This is a genomic window from Enterobacter cloacae complex sp. I2, from assembly GCF_014896205.1.
GTDB classification, from domain to species: domain Bacteria; phylum Pseudomonadota; class Gammaproteobacteria; order Enterobacterales; family Enterobacteriaceae; genus Enterobacter; species Enterobacter quasihormaechei.
In genome coordinates this window covers 30,310-44,239 of the sequence record NZ_JADBRA010000022.1, presented here as the reverse complement: position 1 = coordinate 44,239, position 13,930 = coordinate 30,310, and the positions used below count along the sequence as shown (strand labels likewise).

The 13,930-nt window shown below is 55.0% G+C and carries 10 protein-coding genes and 1 tRNA gene; 3 read left to right on the top strand and 8 right to left on the bottom strand.

Going from position 1 to position 13,930, the window contains the following annotated elements; translation table 11 throughout:
* Nucleotides 1–143: 143 nt before the first annotated feature.
* The 3 genes from galU to rssA form a co-directional block, all read right to left on the bottom strand.
* Nucleotides 144–1,049 carry a UTP--glucose-1-phosphate uridylyltransferase GalU gene (galU, locus tag IM300_RS18320; protein ID WP_063452245.1) on the bottom strand — a complete coding sequence of 302 codons (906 nt, stop codon included), beginning with the start codon at nt 1,047–1,049 and terminating at the stop codon, nt 144–146.
* A 199-nt stretch (nt 1,050–1,248) separates the two neighbouring features.
* Nucleotides 1,249–2,262: a two-component system response regulator RssB gene (gene rssB / locus IM300_RS18315; RefSeq protein ID WP_063866538.1), complete on the bottom strand. Its 1,014-nt coding sequence runs from the start codon at nt 2,260–2,262 to the stop codon at nt 1,249–1,251.
* Nucleotides 2,263–2,351: 89 nt separating this feature from the next.
* Nucleotides 2,352–3,254, bottom strand: coding sequence for a patatin-like phospholipase RssA (rssA, locus tag IM300_RS18310; RefSeq protein ID WP_063866537.1), 903 nt, complete (start codon nt 3,252–3,254; stop codon nt 2,352–2,354).
* Nucleotides 3,255–3,367: 113 nt separating this feature from the next.
* Between rssA and IM300_RS18305 the strand changes: the two genes are divergently transcribed.
* From IM300_RS18305 to IM300_RS18295, 3 genes are all read left to right on the top strand, one after another.
* Complete coding sequence (locus tag IM300_RS18305) at nt 3,368–3,832, top strand: YchJ family protein (protein WP_193037713.1); 465 nt, start codon at nt 3,368–3,370, stop codon at nt 3,830–3,832.
* A 41-nt stretch (nt 3,833–3,873) separates the two neighbouring features.
* The gene (purU, locus tag IM300_RS18300) at nt 3,874–4,716 is read left to right on the top strand and encodes a formyltetrahydrofolate deformylase (protein WP_063452241.1); all 843 of its coding nucleotides are present in this window, start codon (nt 3,874–3,876) and stop codon (nt 4,714–4,716) included.
* Between the two features lie 157 nt (nt 4,717–4,873).
* Nucleotides 4,874–4,958: transfer RNA gene (locus tag IM300_RS18295), tRNA-Tyr, on the top strand.
* A 239-nt stretch (nt 4,959–5,197) separates the two neighbouring features.
* Here the strand turns inward: IM300_RS18295 and narI are convergent.
* The 5 genes from narI to IM300_RS18270 all read right to left on the bottom strand — a co-directional run bounded on the left by narI (nt 5,198) and on the right by IM300_RS18270 (nt 13,636).
* The gene (gene narI, locus IM300_RS18290) at nt 5,198–5,875 is read right to left on the bottom strand and encodes a respiratory nitrate reductase subunit gamma (protein ID WP_063452240.1); all 678 of its coding nucleotides are present in this window, start codon (nt 5,873–5,875) and stop codon (nt 5,198–5,200) included.
* The gene (gene narJ / locus IM300_RS18285) at nt 5,875–6,585 is read right to left on the bottom strand and encodes a nitrate reductase molybdenum cofactor assembly chaperone (RefSeq protein ID WP_063866535.1); all 711 of its coding nucleotides are present in this window, start codon (nt 6,583–6,585) and stop codon (nt 5,875–5,877) included. Before narJ ends, narI begins: the two co-directional genes overlap by 1 nt.
* Nucleotides 6,582–8,117: a nitrate reductase subunit beta gene (gene narH / locus IM300_RS18280; protein ID WP_063452238.1), complete on the bottom strand. Its 1,536-nt coding sequence runs from the start codon at nt 8,115–8,117 to the stop codon at nt 6,582–6,584. The genes narJ and narH overlap by 4 nt, the downstream gene beginning before the upstream one ends.
* Entirely contained in the window at nt 8,114–11,857 is a 3,744-nt protein-coding gene (locus tag IM300_RS18275; RefSeq protein WP_193037711.1) for a nitrate reductase subunit alpha, read from the bottom strand. Before IM300_RS18275 ends, narH begins: the two co-directional genes overlap by 4 nt.
* Nucleotides 11,858–12,238: 381 nt before the next feature.
* Nucleotides 12,239–13,636, bottom strand: coding sequence for a NarK family nitrate/nitrite MFS transporter (locus tag IM300_RS18270; RefSeq protein ID WP_063452236.1), 1,398 nt, complete (start codon nt 13,634–13,636; stop codon nt 12,239–12,241).
* Nucleotides 13,637–13,930: the final 294 nt, after the last annotated feature.

Sequence of the window (13,930 nt, the reverse complement as noted above, 5' to 3'; positions counted from 1 at the left end):
CCCGAACATCTCCTTACATTCTGTCATATTGCGAGATTCACTATTTAACGTCCTTGACAATCCGCCGACAATTACCAGGCGACAGGCATAAAAAAACCGGTGGGCATCGCCACACCGGTCTTGTTCAGCAGCCTGTGGGTTAATTACTTAATACCCATGCTGCCTTTGAGCCAGGCTTTAAATTCTTCACCCAGGCTGTTATGGCGAATACCATATTCTACGAAGGCCTGCATATAACCGAGTTTATTCCCGCAGTCATGGCTCTTACCTTTCATATGGTAGGCTTCTACGGTCTCTTTCTCGATCAGCATATCGATAGCATCCGTCAGCTGGATCTCATCGCCCGCACCTGGAGGCGTTTTCGCCAGCAGCGCCCAGATTTCAGCGCTCAGTACGTAACGACCCACGACAGCGAGGTTAGACGGCGCGACGTCAGCTTTAGGTTTTTCAACAACGCCAACCATCGGTACGCTTTCGCCAGGCTTCAGAGCAACGCCTTTGCAGTCAACCACACCGTAAGCGGTCACGTCGTCAACTGGCTCAACCATAATCTGGCTGCTGCCGGTTTCATCAAAGCGTTTAATCATCTCTGCCAGGTTTTCCTGGGAAAGATCGGACTCGTACTCATCAAGAATTACGTCCGGCAGAATAACCGCGACCGGCTCATCACCCACTACCGGGTGTGCACACAGTACTGCGTGTCCCAGACCTTTCGCCAGGCCCTGACGAACCTGCATAATGGTAACGTGCGGAGGGCAAATAGACTGCACTTCCTCCAGCAGCTGGCGCTTAACGCGTTTTTCCAGCATCGCTTCAAGTTCGAAACTGGTATCAAAATGGTTTTCGATAGAGTTTTTAGATGAATGCGTAACCAGCACAATTTCGGTGATGCCTGCTGCAATACATTCATTCACGACATACTGGATTAATGGCTTATCAACCAGAGGCAGCATCTCTTTTGGGATTGCCTTCGTTGCTGGCAACATCCTGGTACCCAATCCCGCCACCGGGATAACGGCCTTTCTGACTTTCGAATTTAGGGCAGCCATTGAAATTCTCCTGAACTGTTCAAGTTTTGAACTTTTATGCATTGAATAACGCGTTGAGTATACAGTCTCAGCCACTAATACGGGTCTGAAAAGAACGCGTTGCCGATCAATTAAGACAAATACGCATGAAACTTGCCGCGATAGTAGCACCGCCAGCAAAAACACAGGTAAAGCAATCTGAAAAATAAAATCTGACTGCTTACTCTGTGGACAACATTAAGCGTAACCGCCCTCCTGCCCCCCAAATTTGGCACTGCCATGAGGTGCAGCGGTGGCTAATTTGATTAAGGTAAGTATTACCCAGCGTGCCTAACGGCACGCCGTTACTCACCTGAATATGGTGTTCTCCAGTATTCAGTGTGGCATTTAAACCCGCGGACACCAGAATAAGGTTATTCAATCCGCTGTGATAATAGCCAACCAGAAGCGGGAACTGCCCCGGTAAATTGGCCTGGCGAAAAAGTTGGTTCACCTGTTTTAGCAAACTGCCTAACTCAGGAAGCCGTTGTCCCTGATGGGATAATTGTTCCTGTAGCAATCCATTAAAGAGCGCTCGCAGTAATAAGGCCGCCAAAACGCCGTTATCTCCCGCTCGGGTAACATCCAGGCAATAAAAGGCGAGGTCGGCATCCGATAACGGCGCAATATCCAGCACCAGTCCAGGCTGGTCAGCCGCTACCAGCTGGCGATAATTTACTCTGCAATGAGAAATATTTTGCTGCACCGGCGGCTGGAGTTCCTGAAGCAGCTTTGCCGCCGCGAGCGGATTACTGACTAAGGCATCCCAGTCCTGAAAAAGACGCTCCTCTTCTTCAACGCGGGAATTAAACATATTGGGATACAGGCAGGCCAATACCGTTTCACGCAGTCGGTTTAAATCTTTGACCGGTTTGAGCAGGATATCCTGCACCCCCAAACGCAATGCCCTGGCAATGTCGGCCATATTTTCGGTGGCCGAAATCACGAGTATCGGTGTCTGGTAACCTTCATTACGCAGCTTTTCCACCAGCATTAAGCCGTTCATCCGCGGCATCTCGAGATCGCAGATCATCAGGTCAGGCGCAATGCTGGCCATCTTTTCCAGCGCCTCGACGCCATCTTCGGCAAGGGACGTGGTTGCACCCAGCGAGGATAACCACGAATCCAGTAGCGATCGGAAAACGGGCTCGTCTTCAACTATCAAAATGTGTTTTCCGGCCAATGGCTGTGTCATGGTTCCTCCCCTGGCTGACAGTTACTCAATAGTGGCATGCTATTAGTACTATCGCCTGTCAGATTTTGCTGAAGTAATCAAAAAAGTGCTTAACGTGCTGTACGCACAAAAGGCAACAGTTCATCTATTTTCTTTTCGACGGCTAACGAGCCCGCTGCTATGGCGGCCTCAGCCCGGTGGAAATCAAGTGTAGAGATTTGCGGACAATAGGGTTGAATAAGAATATCCGGAGGATCGCCCGCCATACGGTTTCGCTTCAGGCGATTCTCGAGAATTTGTATCGAAGTCGTCATGATTTCAACGGCGTTCGGTGCGGTCACCGCACGACGCGCAGTCAGGCGCCCTATTCTGCCGCGTAAACGCGCATGCCAGGCAAGTTTCTCTTCTTCGGCATCATTGCTGTGAAGATTAACAGACATCAAATCCTGCTGCATAAGGTGAGCGTCGTGTTGTAAATCCACGGCGATGACGATATCCGCGCCCAAGGCCCGCGTCAGTGAGATAGGGACAGGATTCACTACGCCACCGTCAACGAGCCAGTAGCCGTTATGAGGCACAGGCGCCATTAACCCAGGTATACTACAGGAGGCACGTACGGCGAGATGGATATCCCCTTCGGTGAGCCATAACTCCCTGCCCGTACTGAGGTTGGTTGCAACGGCACCAAAAGGCATTTGGCAGTGACTGAAGTCAGCGAGAGGCATTATCTTACGAAACTGATTGAACACGCGTTCGCCGCGCAGCAGGCCACCACGTTGCCAGGAGAGATCCATCAGGCGCAGCACATCCCAGTAACTGAAGGAGCGCACCCAGCTTTCAAGCTCCGGAAGCTTACCGCAGGCGTACGCGGATCCGACCAGCGACCCTATCGAACACCCTGCAACAATATCAACGTCAATTCCCATCTGCTTTAAAGCATTAATAACGCCAATATGTGACCAGCCCCGGGCGGCACCTGAGCCCAACGCCAGTCCAATTTTTACCTTTCTCATTAGCCCTGTTTTACTTCCCCTGGATTCCCGACATAGCGTCAACGTAACTGCTCAGTTAACATATTGCTACCTTAAGCGTTTAACGCCTTATTTTTTGTTCCAGGAAAAGAATTGTGTCTCAACTCTGCCCCTGTGGTAGCGCTCTGGAGTATAGCCTATGTTGCCAGCGATATCTTTCTGGCGAGCAGGTTGCACCAGACCCGTCACACCTTATGCGCTCACGGTATACTGCTTTTGTGATCAAAAACGCAGACTACCTGATTAAAACCTGGCATCCGTCCTGCCATGCGGCCGATTTTCGTCAAGAGATTGAAGCCGGATTTGCCAACACCGTCTGGCTGGGCCTCACCGTCTTTGATGCCGCTCCCGGCCGCGATGCCAACGAAGGCTTTGTCAGTTTTGTCGCCCGCTTTAGTGAACAAAACAGACATGGCGCCATCATTGAACGCTCCCGGTTCTTAAAGGACAGCGGGCAATGGTATTATATTGACGGCACACGTCCGCAGTTCGGTCGTAACGATCCCTGCCCCTGTGGTTCAGGAAAAAAATTTAAAAAGTGTTGCGGCAGTAATGCCTGACAACTCAGACTTCGCAAATACATAAACAGGATTTCCCGGCGATGCAATCACTACAACGTAAAGTTCTGCGCACCATCTGTCCCGATCAAAAAGGGCTGATCGCACGAATCACCAACATTTGCTACAAACATGAACTGAATATCGTGCAGAACAACGAGTTCGTTGACCACCGTACCGGTCGCTTCTTTATGCGTACCGAGCTGGAAGGCATTTTCAACGACACCACCCTGCTTGCCGATCTGGACAGCGCCCTGCCGGAAGGCTCGGTGCGCGAACTGAACCCGGCGGGTCGTCGCCGCATCGTGATTCTGGTCACCAAAGAGGCGCACTGCCTGGGCGATCTGCTGATGAAAGCCAACTACGGTGGCCTGGACGTCGAAATTGCTGCCGTCATCGGCAACCATGAAACGCTGCGTACTCTGGTTGAGCGCTTCGACATTCCGTTCGAGCTGGTCAGCCATGAAGGCCATACCCGTGAAGAACACGACAACCTCATGGCGCAGGCCATCGAGGCGCATAACCCGGACTACGTTGTGCTGGCAAAATACATGCGCGTCCTGACGCCGTCCTTCGTGGCACGCTTCCCGAACAAAATCATCAACATTCACCATTCGTTCCTGCCAGCCTTCATTGGCGCGCGGCCATATCACCAGGCTTACGAGCGTGGGGTGAAGATCATTGGTGCGACCGCCCACTACGTGAATGATAATCTGGACGAAGGTCCAATCATCATGCAGGACGTGATTCACGTGGATCACACCTACACGGCAGAAGATATGATGCGAGCGGGCCGTGACGTTGAGAAGAACGTGTTGAGCCGTGCGCTGTATCAGGTTCTTGCCCAGCGCGTCTTCGTGTACGGCAACAGAACGATTATTCTTTAATCCTTTGTAAAATGAATTGATTAGCTTTACGCCTTTACGGATAAAAAGCAGGCAAACAGCGTCATTTACCTAAAGGAATGCTTTACAGGGGCGTCTCATTTGATATGATGCGCCCCGCTTCCAACAGGAAGCAGGCCAGTAAAAAGCATTACCCCGTGGTGGGGTTCCCGAGCGGCCAAAGGGAGCAGACTGTAAATCTGCCGTCATCGACTTCGAAGGTTCGAATCCTTCCCCCACCACCATCACTTTCCAGATCCTTCAGCACTCTCCAAAAGCACAATGCGCCATGTTTTCCGATGCCGGGAGTAATCCGTCCCTGCCTGTTTTCCCCGGTAGCGCTTCGCTTACCGGGGCTACAACTATATTCGTAGGCCGGGTAAGGCGCAGCCGCCACCCGGCATCCGACCGCGACATCCGCGCTAAACCCAGGCACCAGGCCAAAAAAAACCCCGCAAAAGCGGGGTTCTTTCAAAACAACGAATCAGCGACGCGCACGCACTACCTGATATTTGCGCGTCAGGTACTCTACCGGCGCACTCCAGATATGCACCAGACGGGAGAACGGGAACAGCACAAACAGGGTCATACCCAGCACCAGGTGAACGCGGAAGATAAACGCCACGCCGTCCAGATGCTCAGATGCACCGCCGTGGAAGGTCACGACGGACTGCGCCCAACCCACCAGCTTCATCATTTCACTGCCATCCATATGCTGCGCAGAGAATGGAATAGTCAGCAGACCCAGCGCGCATTGCACCATCAGCAGGGAGAGGATCAGGATGTCCGCGCCTGTGGTGGTAGCCCGCACGCGTGGGCTGAACAGACGACGTTTCAGCAGCAGCAGACCACCCACCAGGGTCATCACGCCGCAGGCCCCCCCGGCGATCATCGCCATCTTCTGCTTCACTTCAATCGGCAGCCACGCTTCGTACATCCAGTGCGGCGTCAGCATCCCCAGGAAGTGACCGGCGAAAATCCCCAAAATCCCGATGTGGAACAGGTTTGACGCCAGGTTCATCCCCTTACGATCCAGCATCTGGCTGGAGGCAGCACGCCAGGTGTACTGGCCATAGTCATAACGCAGCCAGCTTCCCACCAGGAACACGGTGCCCGCGATATACGGGTAAATGTCAAAGAAGAACATATTCAGGAAGTGCATTAGTGCTGTCCTCCGTTAGAGATATTCAAATATTGCGGAGCCACCGCTCCGGCAAAACGACGCTGATGCGCAGAGATTTCAGACTCGCCACAGTTCTGGTCAGCAAAGAATTTCACCTGCTCTTCTTCCCAGACGGCGTCCAGCGCTTGTGGGGTATCGTCGCGAGCTTCATCCGCGATTTTTTCCGCCACTTTTTCACTGTCGACCGAGGCGTTCGCCAGCTTTACCAGCAGATCGAACAGTACGGCATAGCGGCTCTCACGCTGCTGTAGACGCGCGCCGAGCAGCGCCAGGATGGGAGCGATGTCCTGCAACCCCCCCAGGGCCTCTTCTTTCGGCAGCTGCGCCAGATACTCCAGGTACAGCGGCAGGTGATCCGGCAGCTCGCGGCTGTCGAGTTGCAGGCCGTGCTGTTCGTACTGGGCCATCAGATCCACCATCGCCTGACCACGGTCGCGGGATTCACCATGAACGTGTTCAAACAGCAGCAGAGACGTCGCACGACCACGGTCAAACAGCTGGCTGTAGTCCGCCTGCGCGTCGAGAAGATCGCGCGCCAGCAGGTCGCGGAGGAAAACGCCCAGCTTCTGGGCATCCTCTTTATCCAGGTTTTCAGATGACGCGAGTGCATCAAAGAGTTCCTGTTGATGCTGCGCAAGCGCAGCATCAGGGTACTCGAGCAGACGCGAAACAATGACGAGTTCAATCATTGGTGCGGCTCCGTTTTGCTGGTCACATCCATCGCGTCAATGCGGCGGCTGTTGAACAGGTTGAATTTACTGTCTGACCCGTGGCAACCGTCGCCAAAGGTAAAGCCACACCCGCTTTTCTCCGGGAAGGCCTCGCGAGCCAGCTCGCGGTGGCTGCTTGGCACCACGAAACGATCTTCGTAGTTAGCGATTGCCAGATAGCGGTACATCTCCTGCGCCTGCGCTTCGGTCAGGCCGACCTCTTCCAGCGCGCGGGTATCGTTAACGCCGTCAACGGTTTCCGCACGTTTGAAGTGACGCATTGCCAGCATACGTTTCAGCGCCAGCAGCACCGGCTGGGTATCTCCGGCGGTCAGCAGGTTGGCCAGGTACTGAACCGGGATACGCAGGCTTTCCACGTCCGGCAGAATACCGTTGCTGCCCAGCTCACCCGCGTCCGCCGCAGACTGAATTGGCGACAGAGGCGGCACGTACCAGACCATCGGCAGCGTGCGGTATTCCGGGTGCAGCGGCAGGGCCAGCTTCCAGTCCATCGCCATTTTGTACACCGGAGACTGCTGCGCGGCGTCGATCACGCTCTGCGGTACGCCGTCTTTCAGCGCCTGCTCAATCACCTTCGGATCGTTCGGATCGAGGAAGACGTCCAGCTGACGCTGATAGAGGTCTTTTTCGTTCTCGGTGCTTGCGGCATTTTCAATCGCGTCCGCGTCGTACAGCAGCACGCCGAGGTAACGAATACGACCTACGCAGCTCTCGGAGCAGACGGTCGGCATACCGGCTTCGATACGCGGATAGCAGAAGATGCACTTCTCTGACTTACCGCTCTTCCAGTTGAAGTAGATTTTTTTGTACGGGCAGCCGGTGATGCACATGCGCCAGCCGCGGCACTTGTCCTGGTCGATCAGCACGATGCCGTCTTCTTCACGCTTGTAGATGGCGCCGCTCGGGCAGGTCGCGACGCACGCCGGGTTCAGGCAGTGTTCGCACAGGCGCGGCAGATACATCATGAAGGTGTTTTCGAACTGGCCGTACATCGCCTTCTGCATGTTCTCGAAGTTCTGGTCCTTCGCGCGTTTTTCGAACTCGCCGCCCAGAATTTCTTCCCAGTTTGGACCGCTGGTAATTTTGTCCATGCGCTTACCGGTGATCAGCGAGCGAGGACGGGCGATCGGCTGGTGTTTGCTTTCCGGCGCGTTGTGCAGGTTCTGATAGTCGTAATCAAACGGCTCGTAGTAATCGTCGATGCCCGGCAGATGCGGGTTAGCAAAGATTTTACCGAGCAGCATCGCACGGTTACCCATGCGCGGTTGCAGTTTGCCGTTGATTTTACGGATCCAGCCGCCCTTCCACTTCTCCTGGTTTTCCCAGTCGGTCGGGAAGCCGGTGCCCGGCTTGCTTTCCACGTTGTTAAACCAGGCGTACTCCATACCTTCACGGCTGGTCCAGACGTTTTTACAGGTGACCGAGCAGGTATGACAGCCGATGCATTTATCCAGATTCAGCACCATGCCGACTTGTGAACGAATTTTCATTTTACGCTCTCCTGTACCTGGTCATTACCTTCGCCGTCTAACCAGTTAATATTCTTCATCTTACGTACCACCACGAACTCATCGCGGTTCGATCCTACGGTGCCGTAGTAGTTAAAGCCGTAGGCCAGCTGCGCATAGCCACCGATCATATGGGTCGGCTTCGGCGTAATACGGGTCACGGAGTTGTGAATACCGCCGCGCTGCTCGGTGATCTCTGAACCCGGCAGGTTAACGATACGTTCCTGCGCGTGATACATCATGGTCATCCCGGCCGGCACGCGCTGGCTTACCACGGCTCGTGCCGTCAGGGCACCGTTACTGTTGAACACTTCGATCCAGTCGTTATCTTCGATACCCAGATCTTTGGCGTCCGCTTCGCTCATCCAGACAATCGGACCGCCGCGCGACAGCGTCAGCATCAGCAGGTTGTCGCTGTAGGTGGAGTGGATACCCCACTTCTGGTGCGGCGTCAGGAAGTTCAGCGCCTTCTCAGGGTTACCGTTCGATTTCGCGCCCATTACCGCTTTCACAGAGCGGGTGTCGATTGGCGGACGGTACACCAGCAGGCTTTCACCGAAGTCGCGCATCCACTGGTGGTCCTGATACAGAGACTGACGACCAGAAAGCGTGCGCCAGGGGATCAGCTCGTGAACGTTGGTATAGCCAGCGTTATAGGACACATGCTCATCTTCCAGACCAGACCAGGTCGGGCTGGAGATAATTTTTCGCGGCTGGGCCTGAATATCGCGGAAGCGAATTTTCTCTTCCTCTTTATTCTTCGCCAGATGCGTGTGGTCACGACCGGTAAATTCACTCAGGGCCGCCCACGCTTTCACCGCCACGTGGCCGTTGGTTTCCGGTGCCAGGGTCAGGATCATCTCCGCCGCATCAATTGCCGTGTTCAGCATTGGCTGGCCTTTGGCCGGGCCGTCTGCTTTGGTGTAATTGAGCTTACGCAGCAGGTCCATTTCGCTCTGGGTGTTCCAGGCGATGCCTTTGCCGCCGTTACCGATTTTCTCCATCAGCGGTCCGATAGAGGTAAAGCGCTCGTAGGTTGCCGGGTAATCACGTTCAACCGGAATGATGTGCGGCGCGGTCACGCCCGGGATCAGGTCGCACTCGCCTTTTTTCCAGTCCTTCACGTCAAGCGGCTGCGCCAGTTCGGCAGCGGAGTCGTGCTGGATTGGCAGCGTCACCACGTCGGTCTCTTTGCCCAGGTGACCTACGCAGACTTCGGAGAATTTCTTCGCGATGTCTTTGTAGATATCCCAGTCGCTTTTCGATTCCCACGCCGGGTCAACGGCGGCAGACAGCGGATGAATAAACGGATGCATGTCCGAGGTATTCATGTCGTCTTTTTCGTACCAGGTGGCGGTTGGCAGCACGATATCGGAGTACAGGCAGGTGCTGGACAGACGGAAGTCCAGCGTCACCACCAGATCCAGCTTGCCGTCCAGACCGTTGTCTTTCCATTCCACTTCTTCTGGCTTCACGCCGCCCTGCTTGCCGAGGTCTTTACCCTGAATACCGTTCTCGGTGCCCAGCAGGTATTTCAGCATGTACTCGTGGCCTTTACCGGACGAGCCCAGCAGGTTGGAGCGCCAGATGAACAGGTTGCGCGGATGGTTTTTGCCGTTCTCAGGCTGTTCTGCCGCGAAACGAATTGAGCCTTCCTTGAGCGATTTCACGGTGTAATCCACCGGCGACATGCCCGCTTTCTTCGCCTCTTGTGCAATGCGCAGCGGGTTAGTGCCCAGCTGCGGCGCCGACGGCAGCCAGCCCATGCGTTCAGCGCGCACGTTGAAATCAATCAGGTGGCCGCTGTAGCGGGATTTATCCGCCATCGGCGACAGCAGTTCCTGCGCGGTAACCGTCTCGTAGCGCCACTGGCTGGAGTGGTTATAGAAGTAGGAGGTGCTGTTCATGTGACGTGCCGGGCGCTGCCAGTCAAGGGCAAACGCCAGCGGCTGCCAGCCGGTCTGCGGACGCAGTTTTTCCTGGCCCACGTAGTGCGCCCAGCCGCCGCCGCTCTGACCGACGCAGCCGCAGAAGATCAGCATGTTTATCAGGCCGCGATAGTTCATATCGAGGTGATACCAGTGGTTCAGACCGGCACCCACGATGATCATCGAACGACCGTGAGTTTTGTCGGCGTTTTCCGCAAATTCACGCGCGATACGGGTGATTTGCGCGCGTGGCACGCCGGTGATCTGCTCCGCCCAGGCCGGGGTATATGCCTTCACGTCGTCGTAGCTGGTTGCGCAGTTTTCGTCGTTCAGACCGCGCTCCAGGCCGTAGTTCGCCATGGTCAGGTCGTAGACCGTCGTGACCAGCGCGGTAGAGCCGTCCGCCAGTTGCAGGCGCTTAACCGGCAGTTTGTGCATCAGGACGTTTTGCAGTTCAACCTTGTTGAAGTGCTCGGAACCTTCACCGCCAAAGTACGGGAAGCCGACATCGGCGATCTCGTCCTGGCTGCCCAGCATGCTGAGGCGCAGTTCCGTCTCTTCGCCGGTGGTGCCGTTACGCTGCTCCAGGTTCCATTTGCCTTTCTCGCCCCAGCGGAAGCCGATAGAACCGTTAGGTGCCACCAGCTCGCCGTTGCTGTTGCAGGCGACCGTTTTCCACTCTGGGTTGTTTTCCTGCCCCAGCGCGTCCACCAGATCCGCAGCACGCAGCATACGGCCCGCCGCGTAGTAGCCGTCGCGCTCTTCGAGCATCACCAGCATAGGCATGTCGGTGTAGCGACGGACGTAATCGGTGAAGTACTGGCTTGGCTTGTCGAGGTGGAACTCACGCAGCATGACGTGGCCCATCGCCAGCGCCATTGCGGCATCGGTACCCTGTTTCGGTGCCAGCCACAGGTCGCACAGCTTGGCGATTTCCGCGTAGTCCGGCGTTACCGCGACGGTTTTCGTCCCTTTGTAACGTACTTCGGTGAAGAAGTGCGCATCCGGGGTACGGGTCTGCGGCACGTTAGAGCCCCAGGCGATGATGTAGCTGGAGTTGTACCAGTCGGCGGATTCCGGCACGTCGGTCTGCTCACCCCAGGTCTGCGGTGACGCAGGTGGCAGGTCACAGTACCAGTCGTAGAAGCTCAGGCAGGTCCCGCCGATAAGCGACAGGTAGCGCGCGCCGGAAGCGTAAGAGACCATCGACATCGCCGGGATTGGCGAGAAGCCCGCCACGCGGTCAGGACCGTAGGTTTTCACGGTATAGACGTTAGAGGCGGCAATCAGCTCGTTCACCTCCTTCCAGGAAGAGCGAACGAAACCACCGCGGCCGCGCGCCTGCTTGAAGCTTTTCGCTTTGTCGGCATCTTCAATGATAGAGGCCCACGCATCAACCGGATCGCTGTGCTGCACTTTCGCTTCACGCCACATTTTCATCAGGCGTTTACGCATCAGCGGATATTTCAGACGGTTGGCGCTGTAGAGATACCAGGAGTAGCTGGCCCCACGCGGGCAGCCGCGCGGTTCATGGTTCGGCATATCCGGACGGGTACGCGGATAGTCGGTCTGCTGCATTTCCCAGGTCACCAGACCGTTTTTTACGAAAATCTTCCAGCTACATGAGCCAGTGCAGTTTACGCCGTGGGTAGAACGGACAACTTTGTCATGCTGCCAGCGTTGACGGTAACCGTCTTCCCAGTCCCGGTTGGTATCCAGAACCTGGCCGTGCCCATCGGCAAAAGTTTCACCCTTCTGTTTGAAGTAGCGAAACCGGTCCAAAAATTTGCTCATCGGGTATCTCCTGTGTGGAGCCTGTGGCTCTCTAAATCGACATTGCTGATTTGCAGCGAAGGTAACGCTATGAAAGATGGTGAGAATTGATAACGATCAAGGCGAAGGGGGTCTGTCACGGGGGGTATTAGATCAAATACCACCAAAGCGGTAGCTGTAATTATTTTTTATATTCTTGATTTATATGGATGTTTTTTATTTATCGTACAAAAGACGAAGCAAAATTTAACATCTTAGGTATTAAGGGGTAGAAACACCTGTAAAGCGATGGCGATCACAGTGTTACCTGAGAGTGAAGGTGAATAGACTTTTTAGTATGTTGTAACTAATTAAGTATAAAAAAAAGCGCGGCACTGAGGCCGCGCAAACGGATAATCAAGCTTACTTGTTTTTCTTGGTATTACGGCCGTATACCAGCCACGTGATGGCCACGCAGGCGATATAGAAGACGAGGAAGACTTTCATCGCACCCGCCGGAGAGCCGGTCAGATCCAGTGAGATACCAAACGCTTTTGGAATAAAGAAGCCACCAATCGCGCCAATTGCAGAGATAAACCCAAGTGCCGCAGCGGTATCGGTGGCGGCTTCACGCATCGCCTGCTCGTCGCTCCCACCCTGCGCTTTCACGCGGTCCATGGTCAGCTTGCGGAAGATGACAGAGATCATCTGGAAGGTAGACGCACTGCCCAGCCCGGCCGTCAGGAACAGCACCATGAAGACGCCGAAGAAGGCAAAGAAGTTACCGCCCTGACCATCAACAGGCAGCGTCAGGAACAGCAGCGCACAGAAGATAGCCATCACAACAAAGTTCACCAGCGTAACGCGGGTCCCACCCAGACGGTCGGAGATCATCCCGCCCAGCGAACGTGCCAGCGCGCCAATAAACGGACCGAAGAAGGCAAACTGAAGGATCTGCACGTCCGGGAACTGGGTTTTCGACAGCATGGCAAAGCCCGCAGAGAAACCGATGAACGAGCCAAAGGTTGCCAGATACAGCAGCGCCATCACCCACAGGTGGCCGCGTTTCAGCACCGGCAGCTGCTCGCTCAGGGAAGCTTTGGACGCGGACAGATCGTTCATGAAGAACCACGCCGCCAGCGTAAAGACCACCAGGAACGGCACCCAGATCCAGGCTGCGTTTTGCAGGAACAGCATTGAACCGTCAGGCTGCGTCACGCCACCGCCACCAAAGGCGGCAAAGATGGAGACGGAGATCGCCAGCGGCGCAAGCAGCTGCATCACGCTAACGCCCATGTTACCCAGACCGCCGTTAATGCCCAGCGCACCGCCCTGCTTCGCTTTCGGGAAGAAGAAGCTGATGTTCGCCATGCTGGACGCAAAGTTCGCACCCGCAAAACCGCACAGCAGAGAGATAATCACGAACACGCTAAACGGCGTGGAGGTATCCTGCACCGCAAAACCGAGCCACACGCACGGGACGATCATGATCCCGGTACTGAAAGCCGTCCAGCGACGACCGCCGAAGACAGGCACCATAAATGCGTAAGGCACGCGCAGCAGCGCACCTGAAAGCGACGGCAACGCGGTCAGCATAAACAGCTGATCGGTGGTAAAGGTAAAGCCCACTTTAGGCAGGTTAACCGCAACCGCACTGAACAACATCCAGACGCAAAACGCCAGTAACAGACATGGAACGGAAATCCACAGATTACGACTTGCTACACGGTGGCCGCGCTGTTGCCAGAACGCCGGATCCTCTGGACGCCAGTCTGTAATTACGGCACCAGTTTCCCTTTCGGGAGCGGAAGAGTGACTCATAGACACCTCTGATTCTCGAATGATGCTGCAAACATTAGGGCTTTAGAGCGGCGGTAAGTTGATATAAATCAAAGGAAAAGTGGGAGGTTTCGCGGTGAAAAAAAAGCCATCACTCTTAGTGAGTAGATGCAAAACGTAAAAAAGGTGTGGTTTTTCACGGTGCTGACGCATCCCTGCTTCGTCCACCCACTAACCATTACCCCTCCGGCAATTTAGAGGTAATCCTTTATTGGTATGGGTATACTCCGGGGTATGCACCAGAATAGCGCCATTCCTGCAAGCAGGTCACGTCAG